Source organism: Pseudonocardia sp. ICBG1034 (genome assembly GCF_020131375.1).
In the GTDB taxonomy this organism is placed as follows: Bacteria; Actinomycetota; Actinomycetes; order Mycobacteriales; family Pseudonocardiaceae; genus Pseudonocardia; species Pseudonocardia alni.
In genome coordinates this window covers 108,855-133,051 of record NZ_JAHLEK010000024.1, presented here as the reverse complement: position 1 = coordinate 133,051, position 24,197 = coordinate 108,855, and the positions used below count along the sequence as shown (strand labels likewise).

At 71.4% G+C, this 24,197-nt stretch carries 23 protein-coding genes; 6 read left to right on the top strand and 17 right to left on the bottom strand.

What is annotated here, in order from left to right; all coding sequences use genetic code 11:
- Positions 1 to 25: 25 nt before the first annotated feature.
- The 7 genes from KPF22_RS30280 to KPF22_RS30250 all read right to left on the bottom strand — a co-directional run bounded on the left by KPF22_RS30280 (position 26) and on the right by KPF22_RS30250 (position 8,319).
- Positions 26 to 346, bottom strand: a complete 321-nt coding sequence (locus KPF22_RS30280; protein WP_100877338.1) for a hypothetical protein — start codon at positions 344 to 346, stop codon at positions 26 to 28.
- A 124-nt stretch (positions 347 to 470) separates the two neighbouring features.
- Positions 471 to 1,535, bottom strand: a complete 1,065-nt coding sequence (locus KPF22_RS30275) for a hypothetical protein (RefSeq protein ID WP_224404105.1) — start codon at positions 1,533 to 1,535, stop codon at positions 471 to 473.
- The gene (locus tag KPF22_RS30270; protein ID WP_224404104.1) at positions 1,535 to 2,500 is read right to left on the bottom strand and encodes a serine protease; all 966 of its coding nucleotides are present in this window, start codon (positions 2,498 to 2,500) and stop codon (positions 1,535 to 1,537) included. The genes KPF22_RS30275 and KPF22_RS30270 overlap by 1 nt, the downstream gene beginning before the upstream one ends.
- Positions 2,501 to 2,503: 3 nt before the next feature.
- Positions 2,504 to 5,002 (bottom strand): transglycosylase family protein, encoded by a 2,499-nt coding sequence (locus KPF22_RS33775; protein WP_374107547.1) that lies wholly within the window; start codon positions 5,000 to 5,002, stop codon positions 2,504 to 2,506.
- A 55-nt stretch (positions 5,003 to 5,057) separates the two neighbouring features.
- On the bottom strand, positions 5,058 to 6,383 hold the full coding sequence (locus tag KPF22_RS30260; RefSeq protein WP_224404103.1) for a family 16 glycosylhydrolase: 1,326 nt from the start codon (positions 6,381 to 6,383) through the stop codon (positions 5,058 to 5,060).
- A complete protein-coding gene (locus KPF22_RS30255) occupies positions 6,380 to 7,348 on the bottom strand; it encodes a MinD/ParA family protein (RefSeq protein ID WP_224404102.1) in 969 nt (322 codons plus the stop codon). The genes KPF22_RS30260 and KPF22_RS30255 overlap by 4 nt, the downstream gene beginning before the upstream one ends.
- Positions 7,349 to 7,800: 452 nt before the next feature.
- Positions 7,801 to 8,319, bottom strand: a complete 519-nt coding sequence (locus KPF22_RS30250; RefSeq protein WP_224404101.1) for a hypothetical protein — start codon at positions 8,317 to 8,319, stop codon at positions 7,801 to 7,803.
- Between the two features lie 361 nt (positions 8,320 to 8,680).
- On the opposite strand from KPF22_RS30250, the gene KPF22_RS32545 reads away from it, so the two are divergent.
- The 3 genes from KPF22_RS32545 (at position 8,681) to KPF22_RS30240 (ending at position 11,678) form a co-directional block, all read left to right on the top strand.
- On the top strand, positions 8,681 to 8,815 hold the full coding sequence (locus tag KPF22_RS32545; RefSeq protein WP_255625382.1) for a hypothetical protein: 135 nt from the start codon (positions 8,681 to 8,683) through the stop codon (positions 8,813 to 8,815).
- A gap of 227 nt (positions 8,816 to 9,042) precedes the next feature.
- On the top strand, positions 9,043 to 9,477 hold the full coding sequence (locus tag KPF22_RS30245) for a helix-turn-helix transcriptional regulator (RefSeq protein WP_224404100.1): 435 nt from the start codon (positions 9,043 to 9,045) through the stop codon (positions 9,475 to 9,477).
- Positions 9,478 to 10,268: 791 nt separating this feature from the next.
- Positions 10,269 to 11,678, top strand: a complete 1,410-nt coding sequence (locus KPF22_RS30240) for a hypothetical protein (protein ID WP_224404099.1) — start codon at positions 10,269 to 10,271, stop codon at positions 11,676 to 11,678.
- Here the strand turns inward: KPF22_RS30240 and KPF22_RS30235 are convergent.
- Positions 11,612 to 15,625: a WD40 repeat domain-containing protein gene (locus KPF22_RS30235; RefSeq protein WP_224404164.1), complete on the bottom strand. Its 4,014-nt coding sequence runs from the start codon at positions 15,623 to 15,625 to the stop codon at positions 11,612 to 11,614. The genes KPF22_RS30240 and KPF22_RS30235 overlap by 67 nt on opposite strands.
- 231 nt (positions 15,626 to 15,856) lie before the next feature.
- Between KPF22_RS30235 and KPF22_RS30230 the strand changes: the two genes are divergently transcribed.
- The 3 genes from KPF22_RS30230 to KPF22_RS30220 all read left to right on the top strand — a co-directional run bounded on the left by KPF22_RS30230 (position 15,857) and on the right by KPF22_RS30220 (position 17,697).
- Positions 15,857 to 16,516 carry an RNA polymerase sigma factor gene (locus KPF22_RS30230; protein ID WP_224404098.1) on the top strand — a complete coding sequence of 220 codons (660 nt, stop codon included), beginning with the start codon at positions 15,857 to 15,859 and terminating at the stop codon, positions 16,514 to 16,516.
- 19 nt (positions 16,517 to 16,535) lie between these two features.
- Positions 16,536 to 16,925, top strand: a complete 390-nt coding sequence (locus KPF22_RS30225) for a hypothetical protein (RefSeq protein ID WP_224404097.1) — start codon at positions 16,536 to 16,538, stop codon at positions 16,923 to 16,925.
- A gap of 331 nt (positions 16,926 to 17,256) precedes the next feature.
- Positions 17,257 to 17,697, top strand: coding sequence for a helix-turn-helix domain-containing protein (locus tag KPF22_RS30220; RefSeq protein WP_224404096.1), 441 nt, complete (start codon positions 17,257 to 17,259; stop codon positions 17,695 to 17,697).
- A 9-nt stretch (positions 17,698 to 17,706) separates the two neighbouring features.
- Here the strand turns inward: KPF22_RS30220 and KPF22_RS30215 are convergent, their stop codons facing one another.
- From KPF22_RS30215 to KPF22_RS30175, 9 genes are all read right to left on the bottom strand, one after another.
- Positions 17,707 to 18,837 carry a hypothetical protein gene (locus KPF22_RS30215; protein WP_224404095.1) on the bottom strand — a complete coding sequence of 377 codons (1,131 nt, stop codon included), beginning with the start codon at positions 18,835 to 18,837 and terminating at the stop codon, positions 17,707 to 17,709.
- A gap of 154 nt (positions 18,838 to 18,991) precedes the next feature.
- Positions 18,992 to 20,215 carry an acetylxylan esterase gene (locus tag KPF22_RS30210; RefSeq protein WP_224404094.1) on the bottom strand — a complete coding sequence of 408 codons (1,224 nt, stop codon included), beginning with the start codon at positions 20,213 to 20,215 and terminating at the stop codon, positions 18,992 to 18,994.
- A 148-nt stretch (positions 20,216 to 20,363) separates the two neighbouring features.
- Complete coding sequence (locus KPF22_RS30205) at positions 20,364 to 20,729, bottom strand: PASTA domain-containing protein (protein WP_224404093.1); 366 nt, start codon at positions 20,727 to 20,729, stop codon at positions 20,364 to 20,366.
- A gap of 123 nt (positions 20,730 to 20,852) precedes the next feature.
- The gene (locus KPF22_RS30200; RefSeq protein WP_224404092.1) at positions 20,853 to 22,121 is read right to left on the bottom strand and encodes a hypothetical protein; all 1,269 of its coding nucleotides are present in this window, start codon (positions 22,119 to 22,121) and stop codon (positions 20,853 to 20,855) included.
- A 399-nt stretch (positions 22,122 to 22,520) separates the two neighbouring features.
- Entirely contained in the window at positions 22,521 to 22,694 is a 174-nt protein-coding gene (locus KPF22_RS30195) for a hypothetical protein (protein ID WP_178376943.1), read from the bottom strand.
- 21 nt (positions 22,695 to 22,715) lie between these two features.
- The gene (locus KPF22_RS30190; protein ID WP_224404091.1) at positions 22,716 to 23,105 is read right to left on the bottom strand and encodes a hypothetical protein; all 390 of its coding nucleotides are present in this window, start codon (positions 23,103 to 23,105) and stop codon (positions 22,716 to 22,718) included.
- Positions 23,102 to 23,299 (bottom strand): type II toxin-antitoxin system HicA family toxin, encoded by a 198-nt coding sequence (locus KPF22_RS30185; RefSeq protein ID WP_224404090.1) that lies wholly within the window; start codon positions 23,297 to 23,299, stop codon positions 23,102 to 23,104. The genes KPF22_RS30190 and KPF22_RS30185 overlap by 4 nt, the downstream gene beginning before the upstream one ends.
- Positions 23,300 to 23,362: 63 nt before the next feature.
- The gene (locus KPF22_RS30180; RefSeq protein WP_224404089.1) at positions 23,363 to 23,716 is read right to left on the bottom strand and encodes a hypothetical protein; all 354 of its coding nucleotides are present in this window, start codon (positions 23,714 to 23,716) and stop codon (positions 23,363 to 23,365) included.
- On the bottom strand, positions 23,706 to 23,996 hold the full coding sequence (locus KPF22_RS30175) for a hypothetical protein (protein WP_224404088.1): 291 nt from the start codon (positions 23,994 to 23,996) through the stop codon (positions 23,706 to 23,708). Before KPF22_RS30175 ends, KPF22_RS30180 begins: the two co-directional genes overlap by 11 nt.
- Between the last annotated feature and the right edge of the window lie 201 nt (positions 23,997 to 24,197).

The following is a 24,197-nucleotide window of genomic DNA, read 5'->3' as shown; positions in this document are numbered from 1 at the left end:
CCGTCAGGGTTCATCAGGCGGGCCATCAGGCGCTTGTCTTCGCGAACTGGTTGACCACGCCGTAGCCGATCCCGTACAGCACGGCCAGGGCGAGAGCACCGACGATCAGGCGGGCCCCGAGACGTCCGGACCCGTGGTGGTCCCAGAGCCGGCCCGCGGTCGAGGCGACGATCCCGCCGAAGAACAGCCCGACGATGCAGACCCCGGCGATCCACTGGATGTAGCCGACGATGTCGCGGATGGCCCCGGCGCCGGGGGGCTCGATCGGGCTCGGCTTGGGGAGGTCCTGTGTCGGCAACAGATGGATCTGGGTCAGCGATTCGTTGATCACGTTGATGACAGACATGGCGCGCTCCGCAGGAGGGGTGGGGTGGACGATGTGGTGGCTGGACGTAGTGGTGCCGGGGTGAAGGTGTGGGCTGGTGCCGGTGTGGGGGTGCCGGACGCAGCGGGGCGGACCGGTCGGCTGGTCAGCGGCGCCTCGGCGAGGGGATGAGCCGCCAGGAGGCGAGCAGCGGGCGCAGCGCCTCCACCGCCTTCGGGGGGCTGGGTTCGTCGGTGACCCCGCCGAGCTCCCAGGCCGGGATGTGCGGCACGAACAGGGCCTCGTCCAGCAGGGCCGCGACCCGGGGCCCGGCGGCGCCGGCCACTCCCGTCGGCCACTTGCGGGCGCCGTTGACCACGAGCTGGTAGATCGGGGTGGCCAGGCCGCGCTGCACCCAGGGGTCCAGGCGGGCGAGCAGCTGCTCGGCCTGGCGCAGCGACGGGCGGGTCGCGCGGACCACCAGGATCGGGCGCTGGGAGGGAAGGCCGCGGCGTAGCCAGCCCCCGGCGCCGTAGATCGGGGTCGCGGCGGCCCGCCAGCCGCCGTGACCGAGGTCGACGACGGTGGCGTGCAGCGGGTCGGGTGCGGGGTCGGGCAGCCAGTCCGGGGGTGGGGGCACCATCCCGGGGGTGATGGTCGGCAGCGCTGCGGGGTCGCGGGTCTCCAGCCGGGCCAGCAGCGCGTCGGCGCGCCAGCTGTAGCGCACGGTGAGGTGGTCGTTGATCTGCCGGGTCCAGGGGCCGTCCACCGAGGAGGCTCCGGCGAGCCCGGAGCGTGCGGGGTCGTCGGCGTCGATGAGCAGCGCGCATCGCTGGTCCTGCTGTAGCGCGTCCACGATCGCGGCCGCGACACACGAGGCGCCGGCGCCCGCGGACCCGGCGAGCACGGGGATCAGCGGCCCGAACGCCGCCCAGGACACCGGGCGGGACTCGGGGAATGCCGTGCGGGTGCGGTCCTGGGCGGCGTCGGTGGCCGCGCCGAGCTGCTCGGCGGCCTCGATCGGGTCTGGACCGTGGCCCTGGTCGGCGGCGGCTGCGGCGGAGGTGGTGTCGACGATGGTCTCGGTGTCGACCACGCCCAGCCCGCCCGGCGCGTGGGTGCGCGCGGCGGCGCCGAGGCGCTGGTTGAGCTCGTACGGGCTGCGCGGCGGCGATGCCCCCGGCCTTGCCCAGTGGTGGTGCGGGTCGGCCGCGTTCCGGGGTGAGGTCATCAGCTGGTCCCTCCTCGAGGGGCGGTCCGGGCGAGCGCGGGGTCGGGGGTGGTGGGCTGGTCGGGGATCAGGGCGGCGGAGTCGGCGGCCTCGTAGACCTCGCGGGCCGCGGCGCCGAATCGGGGGGAGACCAGCTGGGTGGCATCGCCGCCGGACACGACCCCGACGACCTGCCCGCGCCCGGCCGCGGCGTCCGGGCCGGCTAGCCACGGCCCGCCCGAGGCGCCCTCGGTCATGTCGCAGGTCATCGCCAGCACCTGCCCGCCGTCGCGGTCCGGCCGGGTGAAGGTCTCGACCGCGGCGGGGCCGTCGCAGCCACGCAACGACTGCCCGTCGTAGACGCCGGTGGCCGGGTAGCCCAGCGCGGCGACCGGGAGCCGGTCGGGGGTGGAGAAGCGGATGCCCTGCGCGCCGAGGACCTGCTCGGGCAGGACCCCGTCGCGGGGCAGCAGCGTCACGAACGCGAAGTCGGTGTCGGCGGCGACGTCGTTGATGGGGGAGTCGATCTGCTGCCAGGCCGGTGGCACGTAGGCGGTGTCGACCGTCCACCGGCCCAGCGGTTCCTCACCCGCGGCGTAGCCGGGGATGAAGAACGCCCCGTCGACCCGCCAGCCGCCGTCGAGCCACACGCAGTGCGCCGCGGTGGCCAGCACCCGCCGCGACCGCGAGGCGACCACCGCCGCCGAGCACTGGTGGCGGCCACCGTCGACGACCAGTACCCCGACCGAGGTCGCCGACAGCCCGCCGACGACCGGCCCGGCCTGGCCCTGCACCGGCGGCGCCGGCGCCAGGGATGTGATTGGGGTCCTCGGGTCGGCCGACCCCCACGGTGCGGCCGACCCGAGTCCCACCACCCGAGCGCCCTGCGGGGCCTCGGAGGTCCACAGCGCCAGCGCCAACGCCGCGGTCATCACCGTGGTGAGGACCGTGGTCGTCGACGTCGTGCGCCAGCAGCGGTTGGTCATCGTTCAGGCCAGACCCAGCTTCTTCGAGCACGCCGGCCATGCCGAGTAGCCGACGCGGTCGGCGCGGACCTTCTCCGCGACCGCGATCTGCTCCTCGCGGCTGGCCTCGTGCGCCGAGCCGGTGCCGCCGTAGGCCGCCCAGGTGGCCTGGTCGAACTGCAGCCCACCGGAGTAGCCGTTGCCGGTGTCGATCGCCCAGTCCCCGCCGGACTCGCACTGGGCGAGCCGGTCCCAGGTCGCGGCCTGCGCGCTGCCGCCGGCCGCCGGTGCGGGTTCGGATCCCTCCGGGTCCCGGGGCTGCTCCCCGTCCTCGGCCGAGCCGCCCTGCGTATCCGGGTCGCTCTGCCCGTCGGAGCTTCCCTGCTCGTCGGAGCCGGTCTGCCCGGCCTCTCCGGCACTGTCGTCCTGCTGGTCACTGGGCTGGTCGGCCTGCCCCGCCCCGCTCTGGCCCTGCCCGTTCTGGTCCGCGCCGGGCCGCGAGATCGGGTCCCCGGCCTGCGGGCTCTGCACGTCGTCGCCGCCCGCCGCGTCGCTGCCGGAACCGGTGCCCGACCCGGCCCCTCCGCCGGTGTCGGCGTCGCCGTTCCCGGTGGAGGGCTGCTCGGAGCTGCCGGTCTCGCCCTGCCCCGTGCCGTCCGTCGCCTGCTCATCGGGCTGCGTCGCGCCCGAGCCGGCCTCCGACCCAGTGCCAGTGCCGGAGCCAGTGCTGGAGTCGGAGCCGCTGTCGGTGCTGGAGCCGATGCCTGCGGCGTCGAGCTTCTCGGCGAGCTGCTCGGCCAACGGGTCGGCGTCGGCGGCGTCGCGCACCTGCTCGGCCAGCTTCTCCGCCCCGGCCTCCCACGCATCACCTGCGCCACCGGCACTGGCCTGCTCGGTCGTCGACGACGACTCACCACCGCCCGACGACGACATCGTCGGCGTGTCACCCGAGCCCGAGCTCGTCGACGAGTCGGTATCCGAGGATCCCGAACCGGCGCCGTCGGAATCGGCGGGGCCGGTGCTGTCGGAACCGGTGCTGTCCGTGCCGGTGTCGCTCGACCCGGAGCCTGATGAGGTGAGGGAGTCCCCGGAACCGAGGTCGTCGAGCTGATCGAGCTTGGCCAGGTCCGCGGGGTCGGCCCCGAGCTTCTCCAGCTGCTCACGGTCCAGCACCCCGAGCACGGAGTCGCGGACCTGACCGGCATCGGCGTCCGAGCTGGCACCCAGAGCCTGCATCAGCTCACCGACCAGCTGCAACGCGATCCGCGCCTTCTCCAGGTCCTGGCCCGAAGCACCTCCGGACGAGCCAGAGGACTCGCCCGGACCCGACGAACTGTCCGAGCTGCCCGGCGAGGTGTCCGTGGTCGTCGAGCTGTCCGAGCCGGACCCGGAATCGGCACCGGGGCCTGTGCTGCTGTCGGTCGCGGTGTCGTCCGGGTCGTCGGTGCTGGTGTCGTTGTCCGACGGTCCGGAGTCCGAGTTACCGGAGTCGGCGGAGCCGGAGGTGTCCGGCCCGGGAGAGCTGGGTTCCGAGGAGTCGGTGTCGGTCTCGTCGGCGGTGCTCGGCGCGCCGGTGTCGGGCTGCTCGGCGGCGTCGCCGTCGTCGGCGGGGCTGTCCGAGCCGGTCTCGCCGGTGCTCGGGCTGCTGGTGTCGTCGCTGTCCGGTGTCGCATCCGAGGGCGAGTCCGCGCCCGGCTCGGGGTCCGGTGTCGCTGCGGGCGCCGCCGGTGCCGCAGCTGGGGCTGGGGCGGCGGGTGCTGCCGCAGCGGGCTTCGGCGCCGGCGCGGCCGGTGCTGGGGCTGGGGCGGCAGGCGCTGCGGTGGCCCCGGCGTGGTCGATGCAGGTCTGGGGCAGCGCGGGCTCGGCCTGCCGCTTGGGGTTCGAGGCGGCAGGTCGTCCGGCGGACCCGGCGCTGCTGGGCGTGGGCTTGGGTTTCCCGATCTCGGTGACCGCCTCACCGGCGGAGGTGACCGCACCGACGGCGCTGTCCGCGGCGTTGCCGAGAGACTCGCCCAGCTCGGCGACCGGACCCGGCGCGGGCGGCGGCGGGTCCTTGGGCAGCAGGTCGGCAGGGGTCGGACCGAACCCGGCGCGGGCCAGCTTCGCCGCGACCTGCTGCAGGTGCGGATCGGCGGCGTCGAGGGTGTTGAGCTGGTCGGAGACGTCCACGGCCTTCTGCCGCCACCCGGGCGGCTGGGTCGCGGGGGTGAAACCGAGCCCGGCGATCTCGCGGGCCAGCCCCTGAGCCCTGGTGTCGTCGCTGACGGCGAGATCGGCCAGTAACGCCCGGGTCTGGGTGCGGGTCTCGCGGGCGGCGGCGAGCTGGCGCACGGCCTTGCCCTCGTTGCAGCCGACCGCGGTCAGGCCGAGCTGGGCGGGTAGCGGGCTCAGCGAGAACGCGGTCACCCCGACCAGCGCTCCGGCGGTGAGCACCGCGACCGCGGCGCGGCGCGCGGCAGGACCGCGCGAGGACGGGGGAAGGTGCTCGGCCCACGAGGGGCGCGACGTGCGGTTCCAGGGCATGTCACAGGTCCTCTGTCAGGTGATCCGGGGGCTGTCTCACGAGCAGGTCGGTCGGTCAGTCGCCTCCGCGGGACCCGCCACCGGAGCCACCGCGTTCACCACCGCCATCGCCACCGCGGTCGCTGTCGCCGCCGCTGCGGTCATCGCTGCTCTGACCGGTGGAGTCGCCGTCACCGAGGGAGACATCGGCGCCGGCGTCGACGCCGTCCTGCCCGGCCGAGACGTCGACCCCGGCCGAGGCTCCGCCGCCGGTGAGCTCGTACTGGCGGACCCAGTCGACGTGCATCGCCGCCCCGCCTGAGGCGTCACCGCCGAAGTAGTCGAGCTGGATGGTCAGGTGCATCGGCCCGGGCGGGTTGTGGGACTTGTCGTCGTCGGTGAACCACGGCTTGCCGTCGACGAGGTAGGTGATCTTGTCCGGGGTCCACTCCACGGCGAAGGCGTGCCACTCGGTGGCGTCGATCTCGACCGAGCCCTGGGTCTGGGAGTTGTCCGAGCCGTAGTGCAGGAACCCCTCGACCTTCTGCCGGGTCCCGTCGGAGATCTCCATGAAGTCGACCTCGCCGCCCTCGGGCCAGTTCTCCGCGGTCGGCCAGAGCAGGAACAGGGTGTGCAGCGACCCGGCCCCGGGCGGGGACTGGGCGCAGCCCTCCCAGCGCCCGTACTGCTGGCTGTGGGGCGACCAGGCCATCCCGCCGGCATCGCCGTTCTCCGAACCGGTGATGGTCAGCTGCCCGTCGGCGACGCTGATCGCGTCCGGGGTCCGGCGGCCGTTGCCGCCGTGGCCGGGCCCGTCGTAGGCGTTCCAGTCCCCGGAGATCGAGGTGCCCTCGAACTCATCAGCCACCTTCGGCTCGCCCCAGCCGAGCGTCTCCGCCGCGGTGGTCTTGCACTTGCTGGCAGCTCCGCCGCCCGAGGCCGTCCCGCCGCCGGAGCTGTTCCCCGCGTCGGCGCCGTTGCCTGCGGAGCCGTCGCCTCCCGACCCGTTGCCACCGGAGCCGTTGCCACCGGAGCCGTTGCCACCGGAGTCGTTGCTGCCCGAGCCGTTGCCCGTGCCCGGGGCCGTACCGGTGTCGCTGGAATCGTTGCCGGACCCACCGGACCCACCGGAGCCGGACCCGCTGGAGTTGCCGGAGCCGGGCTCGTAGCACTCGGACGGGATGAAGCCGGGCTTGTTCGCGCCGACATCGAGCAGGGCCCGGCGCAGCTTCTCCGCCCGCGCGGAGGTGTCGCCGGTGAGCTCGGCGAGCACGTGCACCGCGGTGATCCGCCACCCGCACTCGACCCCGCCCTCGGGGGCGGCGGCCGGGACGAGCCCGGACGCGGTCAGGGTGGTGGTGAGCGCCAGCGCGGCGCCCACGACCAGCTGGGGACTGATCACCGGGCACCACCGGGGTCAGTCGGCGGGGTGCGGAACCCGTGGCTGGCCAGCCCGTGGGTGCGCCGGCCCTGGAAGCCCTCGGCGACGGTCGCGGCGAGCTCGAGCGCGGCGTCGCGCGCGGCGGGGGTGAGGGCGTCGAAGTCGATGATCCCGCCGGCCTGCAGGTGCGGGTCCGGGGGGAGGACGATCACCGCGCGGCAGCGTTCGGCGAAGAAGTCGCGGATGACGCGGTCGTCGATGTCGGGGCTGTGGCGGTCGTAGGACAGCACCACCACCGCGTCCTCGGTGAGGTGGCGGTAGCCGTTGGCGGCCAGCCAGCGGAAGGTGCGAGCGGCGCGGGAGGCGCCGTCGTTGGTCGGGGCACCGACGATGACCAGGGAGTCGGCGTGGCGCAGGCTGCCCTGCATCGCCGAGTGCACGATCCCGGTTCCGGAGTCGGTGATGATCGCGTTGTAGTAGCGGGCCAGCAGCCGCAGCGCGGCCTCGTAGTCGGCCGCGGAGAACGTCTCCGACAGCTCCGGTTCCTGCTCGCTGGTGAGGACCTGCAGGCGCCCGGCGAGGTGGGTGTAGCCGGCCAGGTCGGTGTGGGCGCGGATCTCGTCCAGGGCGTAGAGCAGGTCGCGCACGGTGGTCTTCGCGGCCAGGGTCTCGCCGACGAGGCGGTCGCCGAGGGTGCCGGCGTCGGGGTTGGCGTCCATCGCGATGACCCGGTCCCCGCGGTACTCGGCGAGCGCGAGCCCGAGCAGCGCGGAGACGGTGGTCTTGCCGATCCCGCCCTTGATGGAGCCGACGACGACGCTGTGCGGGCCGGGCAGCGGGGTGCGGATCTTCTGCAGCTGGTCGCGCAGCCGGGCCTCGGCCTCGGACAGTCCGGGGTTCCAGCGGCCGCCGGTCAGCTGGTAGGCGAAGTGGCGCCATCCCTGCTGAGGACGGGCCCGCCGCTCGCGGACCACTCCCGACAGCACCCCGGTCTGCTCGTCCCACGCCGGGCGGAACGCCCGCGGATCCTCCGAGGCAACCGGGTCCCGATGAGCTGGGGCGGGGGACGGGTCCGCCGGGGCGGGCGCTGACACGGACGACGCTGCCGATGACGACGCTGCCGATGACGACGCTGCCGATGACGACGCTGCCGATGACGACGCCGACCGACCGACCGGTTCGGCCCTCGTCAGCGGTGGCTCGGCGAGGAAGCGCTCCGGCGCGGGCGCCGCCGGGCGAGATGGCGAGCTGCTCGGCCAGTTCGCCGACGCGCTCGCCGGCGCGGCCGGGGGCTCGGGCTCGGTCGCGGGGACCTGGGCCCCGTCGTGCCCGGTGGTCGGAGCGGCCCATCCAGCGCCCGCGTCCAGCCAGGACGGGGCAGCGGGGGTGTTGTTGGTGCCGTTGGACGAGGACATCAGCAGCTACCTCTTGGTGGGGGTCAGGAGGAATCGGTGGGACGCAGGTGCGGGTCGACGACCAGGTGGCCGTCGTCGTCACGGGTGATCGGGACCGTCATCCGGACCCAGTTCGCCTCGGCCGCCACCCACCTGGGGTCGGCGTCGGGAGGCGCACAGGAGGGACCCACGACTCCGGTCAGCTCGGACTCGACCGCCGTGGGGTGCGCCGCCGGTTCGTCGGGCTGCGGGCAGGCGCGCGCGTACGTGGTGACACGGACGATCACCTCGACGAACACCACCGTGTCGCTGGGCCGGTAGATCCGGCCCGGTAGCGGTGAGTCGGCGCGCTGCCTGCCCGCGCCCGACCACCCCCAGGTGCAGGCCTGGGGGTCAGCGAGCAGAGGCCGCAGTACCTCTGCCCGACGGCTCGGGTCGTCCTGGTCGAACGACTGGAAGTCCGTGGCGAACCGTCCCGCGAAGCTCGCCGCCTCCAGGTCCGAGATCGGCTCCAGGGATCGCACCGAGCGGGAGAAGGAGTCCTGGCTAGCGGTGTAGCGCATCACGGCTGTATCGGCTGCTGTGGCCCGACCACGGTGAGGTGGGGCCACCTGCTCGCGGGGGAGGTCGGCGTCGAGTCGCACCTGGGGTCGCGCGAGCGCACCGGCGGGTTCTGAACCGGTGGCGTCGCCCTCGCCGTCGCGTGGCTGTTCCGGCGGCGTTGGCTGTTCCACCTTCTGCTCGCGGGCCGGGGGGTCCTTGTCGATGTCACCGACAGCAGCCGGAGCGGGAGCGCTCGTCGCGGGCTCGTTCTCGTGGGCGCGGTGGAGAGGGGGGCGGAACAAGACGGGAGCAGGTTCGCGCACGGTGCCCTCGTTGGGATGGCTCTCCTGCTTGTCGAGGGCAGTACTCGAGGTCCGGCTGATGGGGGCAGCGGCTCCGTCGGAGCCCAACCCGGGGGCGGTGCGCCACGGCGCGCTGGAGGACGGTGCGGGACGGGACCGGATCGGCATCACACCCACCGCCCTGCGCGGTGCCGCCGAGACGGTGGTGCCATGACGGACCTCCTCCACAAAAATAGATCAGATCGCAAACAGAATCTAGAATACAAGACGACATCACGTCACTATCCGCTCAGCGCGACGGCTGGTCAACCGATCGTGTGCGAGATCCGGTTCCTAAGCCGCGGGTGGGCGCCCCGGCTGGGATCTGGCGCTGGGCGCAGCTAGCGTCACAGCGCCCCGTGCCACGCCCACGGAGGCGGCGTGTTCGTGCGGAGGTGACTGGTGCCAGACGAGCCTCGCCTCAGCGGCGCGCCGCGGACGCTGGCCGAGAAGCTGAACCACCTCGCTCGCCCGCCCGGTAGCACCCGCGCTCTCTACCTCGACGAAATCGTCGAGGGGATCGAAGCTGCGGGCGGACAGGTCTCGCGCGCCACGCTGAACACGATGATGCGAGGACGCAACACCAACCCACGCCGAAGCACCATCGAAGCCTTGGCCACCTACTTCAAGGTTTCGGTCTCCTACCTGCTCGACGACCCGCATCCCGTCCTCACCGACGGCGAACACGAGATGCTCGCGAAGCTGCGGGATCCAGACCTCGCCGCACTGGTCGGCGGCATCAGTGAGCTGCGCCCCGAGACTCGTAAGTCTCTCGCCCGGATCGTCGACGACCTGCGGCAGATGCAGAACAGCGAACAGGCTCACCGCTCCTCCTGAACGGCCGCGATGCGTGCTTGGAGTGCCTGATGGGCCGTGAGCGCCGACTCGAGTGCCTCCGCGGCGAGACTCAGCAACCGTTCGGTGCTCTCGCCCCCTGGCTCAGCGCCGCCGGTAACTTTCGCGTCGAACGTCTGTTGAATCGAGGTCAGCGCGTGGATGGCTGCGCTGGACAGCGATGTCAGTTCCCGCTCCAGCCTGCTGATCAGGGCTGCCGGCCGGGCGTCATGCTGGGACGTCGTCTCTCCCCGAGGGGCGGGGGGACCAGAGCAATCCGGGTAGTGACGGACTACAGCACTTGGCTGGTACATAGCCTCTCCGTCCTGGGCCTGCTTCTGTGCCGGTTGGGTCGCAACCGGGGCGTCGGTCCGAGAGGAGACTCGCGTCGTGGAGGTGAAAGTTCCCGCGTTGCAAGACTTTTCGAGCCGAGGCGACGCTGCGAGGCGCTCTGCCCATCCAGTGCTGCCCTGCGGGCCAGCCGTCAATGACGCTGTCCCGAGCTCGCCGGCCTGACGAGGTCTGCCTCAGCTCTTGGGAGCGCGCCTGGGAGGGGCGGATCGAGAGGAGACCCGCGCGGCGGTGTCAAAGTTCCTGGCAGAGCAGACTCGCTCCGGAGGTGTCCGCGGAGGGAGGGGCACGAACCCGCGAAGGCCTCGCTGGGGTGCCCGTGAGCACGCAGCGCCAGCGGTAGCGTGCGTCCAGTCCGCTGCTGTCACCCTGGGGCGCGCACATCCAGGTGCTGCGCGCCCGAGCGAGAAGACATACCCCCGCGACGACGAGAAGGGCGCCCTGTGGACTGGCCGGACGATGACCGCCTCCCCGCGATACACACATTTGTCTACTCCGGGATCCGCTTCGATCCGGAGACTGGCATCGCGGAGTTCGATTTCGTCCACGAGGGTAGTTCCCAGCGGTTGTGCTTCACTGAGGGTGTCAAGTTCCCGCTGCCCGAGGGCGGTGTCGGCGACACTGAGTTGACGGCGTTTCTTCGGGTATTGGAACTACTCTATATAGCTGTCGGCACTTTCTACTACAAAGTATCGGCACCGCCGCAGGTGTCGATCACTGCGATGCCGCTTGCCCCGGCGGCCGCAGCCTGGGCTCAGCAGCTTTACCGCGAAGGCCTCGCGGAATACGCACACCGTCATCAGTTGGAGCACGTGCTGGATCTGCCGGTGCGCTCCCAGTACCGGGACCCGGTCGACCGGTTGCACAATCTGGGGGGCAGCGGTCGCACACCCCTGGTCGGGTTCAGCGGTGGAAAGGACTCGGTCGTGGCGCTCGAGGTCCTCAAGTCCGGCGGTCTCAACCCGGCAGCATTTACGACCGACCGTCGAGTCAAACCACAGCTCGAACCCTTGATGAGAAGAGCGCAGGTCAGGCTGTTGCGGGTCCGGCCGCGCCCGGACCCACAGCTGAAACAGCTGATGCGGCACACGGCGCTCCTTCGGGGACATGCGCCGCTGACTGCGATGACGTCGCTGGTCGGAACCGCAGTTGCAGCACTGCATGGACTCGGGCCCGCGGTGCTGGCCAACGAACGTTCGGCCGACGAGCCGAACCTGGTCTGGCGCGGCCGCGAGGTGAACCACCAGTGGGCGAAATCCGCCGTAGCAGAACAGGCACTCGACCGTGCTCTTCGCGAGCACACGGGAGTCGCCTCGGGCTGCTTCTCGCTCCTGCGTGGAATGGGCGAGCTAGAAATTTGCCGGATGTTCGCGGCGCTCGACGGTTACGACGAGCTGTTCAGCAGCTGCAACGTCGTGGTCCGGTCCACGGATCCGCACAGGACCGAGCGTTGGTGTCTGGATTGTGCGAAATGCCGGTGGGTCTTCTTGGCGTTGGCGGCGGTCATGCCCCGATCGCGGCTCGTCCAGATCTTCCAGCGAGATCTCCTGGATGATCGAGCGCAGATCGCCGGATATCGAGAACTGCTCGGGTTGGACGGACACAAACCGCTCGAGTGTGTAGGCGAGATCGCGGAGGCCCGCATCGCGCTACGCCAGCTTGCCGAGGACCAGCAGTGGCGGGACACGGCCGTGCTGAACGAGCTCGCGGCTCAGATCCCACCAGTGCCTTCCGACCAGAGGGAAAGAGCGTGGCGGGTCGACCGGGTCGGGACGGTGCCGGAGGCCTACCAGGCCGCGCTCGACCGCTGGTCGTCGCCGACCATGTCGGCGTCCGCGCACGGGGGTTCGTAGGACTCGTCCGGAGAGACGTAGGCGTCCCAGGCCTGCGGGGTCAAAGTATCGGGGGTGGCGGCGCAGACCCGGCGGATCGCTTCATGAACGTCGAGGTTGAACAACAGCACGGTCTGGTCGCGTGCGCCGCTGGCAAGAATCGACGGAGTGGCCGGCGAGAAGGCGGCGGAATAGACGTTGTCGGTGTGCCCACCCAATGGGTTTCCGATCGCGGTGGGCCGGACCGGGTCGGCGACGTTCCACAGGGCCACGGTGCTGTCATGGCTGGCCGCGGCCAGGGTGGTGCCATCACGGCTCCACGACACCTCCCCGAGAACGTTGCGCTGCGCGGTCAGTGGCGGGCCCTGCGCTCGTGCTGATGCCGGGTCGGTGGTGTCCCAGAGCCGGACGGTGTGGTCGAAACCGGCGCTGGCCAGCCGCGTGCCGTCGGGACTGAAGGCCAGCCCATAGATGTTGTCGGTATGCCCAACCAATGGGGCACCGACAGCACGGGCCCGGGTGGGGTCGCTGGTATTCCAGAGCCGGACTTGACCGTCGTGTCCCGTCGTGGCCAGGGTGCGCCCGTCCGGGCTGAAATCGAGGGCGGCGACGATCTCGCCGCGGGTGCCGGCCAACGAGACATTCAGCGGCATGGGCCGCGTCGGATCGGTGAGATCGAACAGCCGGGTGGCACCATCCGCCCCGCCTACGGCGAGGGTGCGCCCATCGGGGCTGATCGCCTGGCCGCCGACCTCCACGGGTAGAACAAGGTCCGGCCCCAGCTGGGTGGGCTGACGTGGGTCTTGCATGCTCCACGCTCGGATGGTGCGCCCGCCGCTGCTGACAAGCACGTCGTCGTCGCGTCCGGCGAAATCGACGTTGAACCCGCGGGCGCGAAGAGCACCGCCCTGCGACAAGGGAGGACCCACCGGGGCAGGCGAGCTTGGATCGGTGGTGTCCCACAGATAGATCGAGTTGTTGTCCAGGTTCCCAACCGCCAACATCCCGCCGTCGTCGCGGAACGCCAGATCCACCGCGGTGCCCGAGCTGGCGGTCAGCCGGGTCTGCGGCAGCGACCACACCCGGATAATCCCGTCACCACTCCCGGTGATCAGCTTGTTCCCGTCCTGGCTGAACTGGACCGAACCGATGCCGCGGCCGCTGTCGGTGCGCAGGGGCTGCCCGAGCGGGATCGGACCAGTGGGGTCAGCGATGTTCCACAACGTCACGCTGCTGTCCGACGAGGCCGCCGCCAGAGTGGTGCCGTCCGGGCTGATAGCGGCCGCGAGAATGGATGAAGCGCGGTCGACGGGCGGCTGTGCGATCAGTCGGGGCCGGGCCGGATCCGAGGTGTCCCACAGCCGGAGGGCGCCGGCCACGCCACCGGCGGCGAGGACGTCCCCGTCGGGGCTGATCGCGACGGCCTGGGTTCGGGGCGTGCCGCCGTCCAGTGCCGGCAGTGGGACCGGGCGGGCGGGGTCGGTGATGTTCCACCGGGCGACCGTTCCTCCGTCCCCCGCGGCCGTCAGAGTAGTTCCGTCCGGGCTGACCACCAGACCGCTTCCGTAGACCTTCGTGCTCGCTCCGGGGAGCCGTACACCGAGGTCGACCGGACGGGCGGGGTTGGTGATGTTCCAGAGACCCAGGACACCATCCTCATCCAATGCGATCAGCAGCTTGCCGTCCGGGCTGACCGCCAGAGCGTTGATCCCCGCTGGGCCGCTCGGCAACTCCGGGGTCAGCGCTGTTGGGCGGCGCGGGTCGGCGACGCTCCATGCCTGCAGCACGCTCTGATCTGACCTCGCGTTGTCCACGCTGCTGATAACGACCGGGCGGCCGGGAACTACCGCGAGCCCGGTCACCGGTCCGGACACCGGGAGTGTGCTCGTGGGCTGGTGTGTCCCCGCCTGATCGGCGGCCCACATCCGGATGGTGCCGTCATCGCTGCCGCTGACCACCGTAGAGCCCGCGATCACCGCGCGCGCCACACCGCGGTGGCCGCGCAGCGGGTGTGCCAGCGGCTGGTTCTGGGTGTCGAGCAGAGTGGTGTAGAGCGCTGGGTCGGGTTGCCGCTGGTAGGCCGCGAGGTAGAGCTGTGCGGCCATCGAGGGGTCGGTCGGTTGCAAGGCCTTCGCGTGGGCTTTGACCTCGGCGAGGATGGCGCGCTGCTGAGACTGGTACCTAGTCACGGCCTGGTGGCCGGCGATGACGGCCAACGCGGCGATGACTGCGACGACAGCGGTCACCGCCCCGCGGACCCGATGGCGGCGCCGTGCGAATCGGCGCTCCTGCTCATCGGCGGCGGCGAGGAACTCACGCGTGATGCCGGTGACGCTCACCGCGCCGGAGGCTGAGCGGGTGGTGACCCGGTGTGCGTCGCTGAGCAGGGTGCCCCGATACAACTGTTCGTCGGGCCTGCCTGCCTCATCCCAGATCCGCGCCGACCGATCGATCGCTTGTCGACGCACGTGGTCGGTGCGCTCGGAATCGATCGCGTCCCGTAGCAGCGGCCACGCCCGCCACAATGCTTCGTGCGTGATCTGCACGGTGTCCTCACCGACGGTGATCAGCCGCGCTGCCGCCAGGACATCCAGCGCCTGGGCGGTGGGGCCCTCGAGTGGGGCGACGTCGTGCCGATCCAGCCTCTGGTGGGTGTCCTGGCTGTGGTGGTCTCCGACCCGCACCATTCGCACGAGTAGCGCCAGGGCGGTGTCGCCGACCCCGGCGGCCTGCAGGCGTTCCCACGCCTGGGTGGCGGTGTGCGCGACCGCGCCGTCGAGGCCGCCGACCCGCTCGTAGGCGCGGACGGTCATCGGGCCGGACTGGTTCATCAAGGCAAGGACGTGGGAGATCAGCGGCAGCTGCCCGTCGACGGTTCCGCCGCTGATCACTCCCGAGTCGGCAAGGAGCCGAGTGACCAGGTCGTTCCCGATCGTGATCCCGGCACGTCGGGCGGGTTCCTTGATCGCCTCGCTCAGCTCGTCACTGGTGAGCGGGTCGAGGTTGAAGGGGGCGTCGAGCGCAGATTTCAGCGGCGCGAGGCGCCGCAGGTCCGGATAGAAATCGTTCCGGCAGGCGATGAGGACCACGGCGGCCGGTCCGGCCGGCACCGCTGGGGTGGTCGAGTCGGCGCGCGGTGTGGCCGCGTCGACGAGGGCGGTCACGAACCGCTGCCGACGATCCTCGTCAACGGTGAAGACCTCCTCGAACTGGTCGACCACCAGGAACATCGGACGACCAGCGGCCGAGGCCTCGGTGTCCACGACCGGCGAGGAGGAGTGGCCGGGCGGGCCAAGCGCCTCGGCGAGGGCGGCGAGCGGATCCGGCCCAGGGGTGATCACCGCAGCAGGCCAGTCTGCGGCCTCGGGAACGGAGTCCAACCCGTGCCGCTCCAGAGCGGGGAGCAACCCGGCGGCGAGCAGGCTGCTCTTCCCGATCCCGGACGGGCCGAGCACGACGAGCACCCCGGGCGCGCGCGAGCGGAACAGGGCATCGATGCGGGTGCGCAGCGACTCGATGGCCGGCCCACGCCCGAAGAAGCGCTTAGCATCGTGGCGGCCGTATGGCGCCAGGCCCTGATACACGATCTGCGGTTGCTGACCGTTGCCGGCATCTACTCGGCCGGACTCGGCGAGGGCGCGCTCGTAGGCGCCTCGCCACCATCCCGCCCGCAGCAACGTCTCCCGCACCTGGCGCGGCGGATTCCTACTGTGCTCCCGCACGCCTGCAACCATCAGTTCCAACTGGCGGAACCCGGTCGGCAGCGTGGTGCCGCTCAGCCAGCGGCTGATAGTAGGCCTCGAGGGCGCCTCGGCATCACCGATCTGGGCCGCCCAGTCCGCCAAGGTACGCGCCGACGCGGGCCGGGATCCTGGCACTCGTCGCAGCTCGTCGAGGTGCGCAACGAACCATTCCGGTGCCGCCATCAGCTCCCTCTCAGTGAGCGCCGTGATCGTCTCAGTGAACATCCAGATCACCTGTTCTGACCTGGTCGTTCGCCCGGCTGGACCGGATGAGAGGGCCATCTACGTCACCGGGTTGCGACGCTCGGACCACGTCCGGGGGGATCATCGTATAGACCGAGGTGCCAGCTGATGTTCGACTGCACGAGCCCGACCGCGTCGGCTCAGAGCATTGATCTCCCCGAAGGATCGATCCCGCTCGCTCGACACGGACTCGCACGGGCAGCGCCTCGGCCCATGACGGACACGTCCACCGCCGAGGCTGCCGGACCGAGCCGTACCCCCGGCGCACGGGACGACGCACTCGACCCGCTCTCCGATGCCGGACTGCTGCGCGCCCACCTGGACGGCGACCCGCAGTCGTTCAACGAGCTGATCCGGCGCCACCGCACCCTGCTCCGTATCGTCGCCCTCCGGGTCCTGGAGAATCATCACGACGCCGATGACGCTGTGCAGGACGGTCTACTACGCGCCTTCCGCAGCGCCGACACCTACGCCGGGCGCAGCTCGGTCGGAGCCTGGCTTCGCACGATCATCGAGAACACCGCCCGCACCGCCGCTCGCAACCGGCAACGCGACCAACGCCGCGTCACCGACATCTCCACCGGCCGCCTTGCCGACACCGAACAGGTCGGTGCCGACCCCGCAGACGTGGTCACAGACCGGGCCCTTATCGCCATGGCGTTGGCCCAGATCCCCACCCCGTGGCGCCGGACCTTCGAGCTGATCAAGGTCAATGGGCTCTCTTACGCGGAAACTGCCGAGGTCCTCGGCGTGCCCATCGGGACCGTCCGCAGCCGCATCAACCGGGCCAACGCCGCGCGAGCACAACTCCGGGCGAAAGAACGCGAAGCTCGCGGGAACCTTTTAGACTCCTCCGCGAGTCTCCTCTACTGACCAGCGCATCGGAGCGGCTGTGACCACACCGCCCGAAGACCGCAACTCACCGGCACCGTTCAGCTGGGAGGACCTGGCGGATCTGCGCGCCGGGACACTCACCGCTGGACAAGAGGAACGGCTACGCATCGTGATGGACCGCAACCCTGACCTCGCTCACCGCATGCTGGCCGAACTCGCCGCAGTAGAGACCGAGTTTCCAGACCCGCCCAACGCGCACGACCCGCTCCACGTGCCGCCCCAGGTGGCCGCCCGATGGCAATCGGCGATCGCGCGAGAGGCCGAACGCCGAGCCAACGGGTACCGCGCCGACCTCGAGGACTCGCACGACATGGCGGACCGGGTGGGTATGCCCGAACTGGCGCCGGAGGACCACTACCGCGAGGAGCCCGGGGACGACCAGGGCTGAGCACTCCCCCCCAACCACTTCGCTCGGCAGGGCCCGCGTGTGGCCTTTCAAGGTTTCAGAAGCGTCGACGCCCCCCATCCGGTGGGATCCGGTGGGGCTCGCGGCCTGCCGCCCCGGGGCGCGGTAGTCCGGTCGCCGTTACGGGCTTGGTGGACTCGCAGCTCCCGCAGCGAAGTACTCGTTGACCGGGCATCGACGGTGCGGGGCGGAGCAGAGGCAGGCGGCGGTGGCGGCTGACGCGCGGCAGCCTGCGGCCAGGTGGCGCCATCGGGCGGTAGAACTACCGTCGGCCTCTCCGTGACTCGGGAGTGGGCCAGATGAGGGGGGCAGGGTGGTGGCGCAAGGGGACTCCGCGGGCTCGCGATCTCTGGCGGACAAGCTGAACTACCTGTTCAGCACGCTGGAGTCGCAAGGGCGGCCCACCACTCTCGACGAGGTGGTCGCGGGCATTCAGGCCTCCGGCGGATCGGTGTCGCGCGCGACGCTCAACCACCTGCGCCTCGGGCGCACCACCAACCCGTCGAAGGCAACCCTGGAGGACATCGCCCGGTTCTTCCAGGTGCCGGTCAGCTACCTGCTCGATGACCCCTACGCCCAGGTCAGCGCCGAGGAACTCGAGGTGCTGCAGGTCGTGCGGCAGGCAGACATCGCCGACCTCGTCCGGGCCATCGGTCACCTCCGGCCGGCGACCCGCCGAGCGCTGGAGCAGGTCGTCGCTGATCTGCGGGCCATGCCGACGCCCGGACACACCGAGCGCCCGGACCGCCCCTGACCTGCCCGCTCATCCGGCAGTGGGACTCGCGACCAGCCGCGACGGATGGCGGTAGTTCGGGCGCTGTTCCGGCGTCCTCGGGGCGTCGGGACCCACCGCGAAGTACTCGTTGACCAGCAGCGGAGCCGTCGTAGCGGAGGCGACCCTGTCCTGGCCGGTCCGGCCGTCGAGGACCAGCGGTCCGGCGTCGGTGTAGCCGTAGACCATGCCGTGCCAGGCGGTGGTGACCGTCGGTGGGACCCGCCCCGAGTCACGGGTGATCCGCCACAGCTCGACGCCGGCGGCGTCGAACCCGAGGACGGCGTCGGTCCCGACGTAGGGGGCGAGCGAGCAGATCGTGAGGGCCTGGTCGTCGGAGCGGCAGGACCAGCCCGGTTGGCCGTTGAGCGGACTGTCGACCGATCGCCCGGTCGCGATCTCCACGACCTGACTGCCTCCGGCCGGGCGTGACAGGCTGCTCAGGTCGACCAGCATCCGAGCTCGCCCGACCGGCCACACCGCGCTGCCCGTGAGCCCGGCCCAGCGGGTGCTGCCGTCGCCGATGCTCAGGCCGCGCAGTTCACGCTCGACGAGGTCGCGGGCCTCGACGGCGACGGTGCTCTCGCCGACGAGCACAGCAGTGACGCCGGGCGCGGACCATCGCAGGGTTCCCCCTGCCAGGTCGACTGCGGCGGTGTGGGCGGTCGCGGAGGTCGAGGCGCTCACGATGGCCGTGGTCCCCACGACGCCGGCGACCGAGACCGTGAAGCCCGTCAGCGATTCCTCGAGCCACTCGGGAGGCAGAGGGACGGTGATGGAGGACAGCGTGCGGGCGGTGCCCGGATCCGCGGCGACCAGCTCGATGCCGCGGCGGGCCGGGGTGGTGCCCTGGCCGGGCTGCTCGACGGGCCAGGCCGCCAGGACCCGGCGGCCCTCGGGCAGGTCGGCCAGCACCGGGGCGCCGAGGACCGGCGGGGCACCGATCGCGGTCGGCCGGGACACGTCCAGTCCGCTGAACAGCGGGGCCTGGGGGAAGCCGCCCACGATCGCCTCACCCGAGGTCAGGTCGACCCGGGTCAGGCCGGTGTCGGCCAGAGACCAGCCGTAGACGCCGTCGAGGACCTGCGGGGCCGGGAGCCCGGTGTCCCCGCCGAGGGACAACGCGGCGGGCCCGAACGCCGTCGGGGGATCGAAAGCCTGCCTGGCAGGCGGGGGCGGCGTCCCGGGGGAGCCGGTGGGGGATGGGGCCGTGCACCCGACGAGGAGCAGCGCCGCGGCCGCGCCGGCGACCGCGGCTGCGACACGACGCCGCTGATCAGCGCGTGAACAGGTTGCTGCCCAGGTAGATCTGCCAGTCGGCGTCTTCAAGCCCGTGCCCCCCGGATCGCAGGTGATAGCTCATCCCCGGGCCGCGGAAACCCTTCCCCGTGGCCGGTGGCCAGTTCGCGGAGGACAAGCCGGTCTCCCCGAGCCCGTAGAGCTCATAGACGGGGGCGGCACCGAGGTAGGAGAGGAACTCGCCCTGCGGGTCGGCGTTGCCGTCGTCGGCGGCCGAGGCGACCACGACCCGGCCCGGCGCGATCAGCGCGAGCAGCTCGTTCTGATCCACCGGCAGGGCGTCGGCGTTGCCGTCGAAACGCTTGTAGGTCTCGGGGAACCAGTGCGGGAACTGGGAGTTGATCGCCGAGATCGACTCGCCCGAGGAGTCGCGGCGGGCGAGCTTCGCCCCGGTGGAGCCAGAGTTGTTCGAGATGACCACCGGGAACCGCGGGTCCTGGGCGCCGGCCCACAGCGCGGCCTTCCCACCGCGGGAGTGTCCGATCACCGCGACCTTGCTCGGGTCGATATCGGGGTCGGTCTGCAGGTAGTCCATCGCTCGGCTGGCGCCCCACGCCCACGCACTGATCGTGCGACCCGCGTCGGCCGGGAGATCCTGCCCAGCGGGGTAGAACGCGTTGATCACACCGTTGCGGTAGGAGCCCGCGTCGTCGGGGGCGACTTCCTCGGCGTTGAGCGCGGCCAGGGCATAGCCGTCACCGGTGATCGTCGAGACCGGGGCGTAGCCCCCCGAACCCGGGTCGTCTCCCACCGAACCCCGGTGGTCGATCAGCAGGAACGTGCCCTTCGGCTTGCCCGACGACGGGGTGAACAGCCGCAGCGTGAAGCTCGCCGTGCCCTCAGGCCCGGTCACCGCGATCGTGACCTTCTTGGCCGACCCGCCGCCCCCGCTGCTGTCCTCGGAGAACGTCGTCTTCGTCGGTGCGGGCAGCGAGGTGCCGTAGACGTTCTCCTGGAAGGCCTCGAGCAGCTGCGGGCGGCGCTGCTGCTCCCACTGGCGCACGCTGGTAACACGACCACCCGAGTCCAGAGCGAGCGGATCCGGGACCTCCAGGCCGCCCAGCGGGACCGCCGCCCGCACAGCCGCGGCGGCCACGGCCGGGGTCCGCTCGACGCCGACCGTCGCCGACCGCGTCACCGCGACCGCGGACTCCTCGGCGGGGAGCACGGCCACGAGCAACGCGACAGCCCCGGCGACCACGCCTATCGGTGCCCGCCGGCGGCGAGACCCAGCCCTCATCCGGCCGTCCATTCGTTGATACGAAGGAGGGTAGACGATCCAGTCGGATGGATCTAGGACGTGATGTTCGTTGCCGCGCATGGTGGTGGGGTCGCGAGCGTCTCCCCAGCTACTGCTTGGTCATCGTGAGCACGACAGTGGAGTCCGACGGGATCGTCTCGCCCGCTCCCGGCTCGATCGAGACGACCTTCCAATTCGCTGCGTTGATGACCACGGTGTCCTGCTCGTCGGCAGACCCGGCCTGAACGTTGGTGAACCCGGCTCGCTCCAGCTCATCGAGTGCGATGGCGCCGTTCTTGCCCTCGACATCGGGGATCTCAAGGTCTTGCACTGGAGCGGTCGTCGTCGAGGGGGATGCAGCGGCCGGGGGCGGTGCCGTCACCGTCACGGTGGTGGGAGTGGCGGTCTCATCGCCACCGCATCCGGTGAGAGTGGCGGCGACGATGAGCAGAGCGGGGAGGAGTAGGGCGCGCATGATGTCCGTCCGGTCGATTCGTGGTGTACCGGATGAAACGGATGATCTTGCGTTGCGATACGGCTCTAAGGCCGATCTTGCGACGACGTGTCGCAAGCGGTACGCGACCCTGGTCCTAGAGCGCTAGCGCATCACGTCATCACGCAGGGTGCTGGCCTGCTCTTGTGTGATAAGGCCCTGGGCAAGTAGCGCGGCGATTCGTTCAAGTTTGCTGATGCGGTCGGATTCGTTGTTGGCGCCGATATCGGTAGTGGGAAGTGCCTCCTGCCTCTGGAGCTGGTCCGCGGTGGCGTTGATCCGGCCGGCGATGGAGCGCGGCGACGCGAGCTGGTCGGGGTTGATGGCGATGCCGACCGACCATTCGGGGTGGCTGATGGTGACGGTAGCGGTGCGGTTGTCGTGTTCCTGCTTCTTCTGGAACGCCAACCCCGGGATCAACGCGGTGCCAGGGAGAACCGAGCCGACCATCATGCGGGTCAGGGTCGGCCGGTGGGAGACCACGACGTTCCCGTCGAGTTGGACCGCGGCAGAGACGAAGGGGTCCATTCGGTGTACCCGGATGCCGTGCAGGATCCGGTCGCTGAAGACGGTGACCCCCTCGCCGCGAATCGATTCGATAGCTCCGAGCAGGGTCGCTCCGCGGCGGATGAGACCTTTGCCGTGGTCACGGTCGATCTGCAGGCGGAGCCATTGGCGGACTTCGGTCCGTGAGAGCAAGGGCGCCCGGCCGGCCAGGCTCATCACATCGCGTAGGAAGCCTTCCTCGTGGGTGATGTCGCCGGCTTCTGCGGCGGCTGCTGCCAAGGACAGCAGGCGCCGCGCGTCATCGTGGACGAGCGCAACTCGAGGCGGCGTCGCAGCGCTCCCCGTCCCATAAGGGGTCAGACCTCGCTGGCGTGCGGCGGCGATGACCTCTGCAGGACCAGGTTTGGCCATCAGACGGGCCAGCGCTGCGTCGACCGCTTCGTTGTCCTGGCGGTGCAACATCTGGGTGAGGAAGACGTCCTCACCGGTCTTGGTAAGCACTCGCAGGCGGGGGGTGCTACCGGGGTACTTGCGCAGGTTGTACTCGGCGAGGTCGTCGACCAGCACGTGGCGCTTGAGGTACTTGCGGCCCTGGTCGGTGGTGTCTCCCACGACGATGCGGACGTTGGTGATCGCGACGAAGTTCGCCAGTGGCCGCAGGCTGTTCGCGCGGAACACCGCCCGCACGACCTCGCCCGCCGGGGCCGCGTCGCGGATGTGGAACAGCACCTCGGCTGCGATCTTCTCTGCCTTGTGTCCCAGAACCGGGCTGTCACCGGTGTCGTCGTCCTCCGCCCGAACGCCGGGCCCCGACCGCTTCTGCGGCTCAGTTGCGGTCTCGTCCACCGCTGCGGCGGGATCACCCACCTGACTGTCCGCGGGGAGTTCTTCGGCGGTGTCGTCCCAGAACTGCCATCCCGGAGGCGCAGGTCCCCACCGAGGATCGGGTTGCCAACCGGACGGTGGAACCCAGCCGTGCGGCGGCGCCGGCCAAGTCGGCGGAGCCACCCAGCGCCGATGCCCGTCACGATCAGCCATGTCGCCTACAACATCGCACCGGAGCCCTGATCGCAAATGATCCTCGACCTGGCCCACCGGTTGGGTTCTCTGCGCGCGTACGCGGGGAGCCAGCGCCGTGACCGGTGCCCTTCACGCTGTTGCAACCACCCCGACGACCTTCCCACTGACGACGACGGCCCGCCCCCGGAACCAGCGGGGGCGGGCCGTGCGGCCGTCCCGGCTCATACCACACCAGGGACGGACGACTCAGCGGAGCACGGGCCGCGTGCCCTCCGGCGCCGGAGCGTCCAGGTCCGTCACACGGACGCCGTCGAGGTGGATCCGCCCGGCGGCGAAGTGCTCCGCGATGGCGTCCTCACCGAGCCACGCGAGGCGGCTCCTCACGGTCGGGACGTCCTGCGGCGCGGTCTCATCACTCACGCCGGCCATCCTCTCCCCGGCTTACCGGGACGCCTTCCGCAGGTCCGACACCCGCTGCTTGGACAGCTGGAGGACCTGCGCGATCTCCGTCCCGGACAGCCCGAGCTCGTCGAGCCGCGCAACCGCGGCGCGGGACTCCTTCGCCGCGGCCTCCTGCTCCAGCTGCGCCGCCCGAATCCGAGCCCGGGACGCGGTGACCTGCTCCTGCACGGCAGGGTCGAACACCGGCCGGATCTCCAGCGGCGCGTCCCCGTCCCGGTCGTCCAGGGCGAGGTAGTCCCGCACCATCGCCTCGGCGCCGCCGAGGGTGCGGCACTGGGTCACGCCGACCTCCTGGCCGGCGGCGTCGGCGATGTGGAGTTCCCAGCCGCGCTCCCACCGGTGCGCGGTCACGAAGTACGTCGACGTCACTGCAACCACCCTTCCGGCAGGCACTCCATGCGCTTGCCGATGCTGCGCACCACTCCGGGGGAGATGGTGCGGTGCCGGGGGACCGGCGTGATGTGGGCGCCGCAGGGGCAGCCCCACTTGGTGTGCGGCCCGGAGTCCGACAGCACGCGGCAGCCGTGAGCGCGGAGCGCTCGCTCGACGTCGCGAAGCTTCATGGACGGACCACACCGACGATGGTACGCCCCGGCCGGACTGCCGTGTCCACTCCGGGTGGACAACTACGGCTGTGCGCCGAGCCCTGACCCGCCACGCCGGAGCTTCCCCGACGCGAAGTCCGCCAGGATCTCGTCCCCGAACGCGAGGTCACCCCGCACCCCGGACTTGATCATCAGCCACGCCTCGGACGCCTGCGCCGCCCGCTCCCGGGAGACCCCCTCCGCGCAGTAGGCGTCCCGCACCGCGTGCACGCACGCCGACAGCTCATCGGGGTACCGGCCCTCCATCGCGGCCTTCACTGACGGGTCGCGTCCGACGACCTCCTCGTACCGCATCCGCTCCGCGTCGCACACCGCCTGGATCCGCGCCACCGCAGCATCGGTCAGCTCCTCCGCGGAAGGCCCGTCACCCGTCACGGTCGCCGGCCTTCCACCGCCGGATCGCGTCCCGCATCCCCCACGCCGGGTCCTCGCGGCGCCGCCGGTTCTCCGCCTCCTCGCGTGCGTCCCTCCGGCGCTGCACCTCCGCTCGCAGCTCGACCAGGTACGCCCGCCCCTCGTCGGTGGGGCAGCCGTCCGCGTCCACGAGCCCGTACCGACGCAGCCACCGCAGCGACCGCCGATGCGCCGTCGCTCCCGTCACCTCGCCCACGACGAGGCGGTGCAGCGTCACGCGCTGGAGAGGCGTCAGGTCCACGCCCCCGATCGTGGCTCAGCGAGTAGCCGCGCCGCCACCGGGCATCCCGCCGAGGTGTGGTGCACGGTCGAGCCCCGCGCCGAACCGCACAGCCGGGGGCGCCCACCGGGGCGCTCCCGGCGCACCGGGTCACCCCGCCGGGTGGGCACACGGGGCTGGGTGGCGGTCATGGTCTGTCCGGCAAGGTCCAGCCGGCGGTGA

What these genes read in the sequence shown, in the direction of transcription:
- KPF22_RS30280 (WP_100877338.1), bottom strand. Translation starts at nt 346, where the DNA reads ATGTCTGTCATCAACGTGATCAACGAATCGCTGACCCAGATCCATCTG.
- KPF22_RS30275 (WP_224404105.1), bottom strand. Translation starts at nt 1,535, where the DNA reads ATGACCTCACCCCGGAACGCGGCCGACCCGCACCACCACTGGGCAAGG.
- KPF22_RS30270 (WP_224404104.1), bottom strand. Translation starts at nt 2,500, where the DNA reads ATGACCAACCGCTGCTGGCGCACGACGTCGACGACCACGGTCCTCACC.
- KPF22_RS33775 (WP_374107547.1), bottom strand. Translation starts at nt 5,002, where the DNA reads ATGCCCTGGAACCGCACGTCGCGCCCCTCGTGGGCCGAGCACCTTCCC.
- KPF22_RS30250 (WP_224404101.1), bottom strand. Translation starts at nt 8,319, where the DNA reads ATGCGCTACACCGCTAGCCAGGACTCCTTCTCCCGCTCGGTGCGATCC.
- KPF22_RS32545 (WP_255625382.1), top strand. Translation starts at nt 8,681, where the DNA reads ATGGGGGCAGCGGCTCCGTCGGAGCCCAACCCGGGGGCGGTGCGCCAC.
- KPF22_RS30235 (WP_224404164.1), bottom strand. Translation starts at nt 15,625, where the DNA reads ATGTTCACTGAGACGATCACGGCGCTCACTGAGAGGGAGCTGATGGCG.
- KPF22_RS30230 (WP_224404098.1), top strand. Translation starts at nt 15,857, where the DNA reads ATGACGGACACGTCCACCGCCGAGGCTGCCGGACCGAGCCGTACCCCC.
- KPF22_RS30205 (WP_224404093.1), bottom strand. Translation starts at nt 20,729, where the DNA reads ATGCGCGCCCTACTCCTCCCCGCTCTGCTCATCGTCGCCGCCACTCTC.
- KPF22_RS30185 (WP_224404090.1), bottom strand. Translation starts at nt 23,299, where the DNA reads ATGAAGCTTCGCGACGTCGAGCGAGCGCTCCGCGCTCACGGCTGCCGC.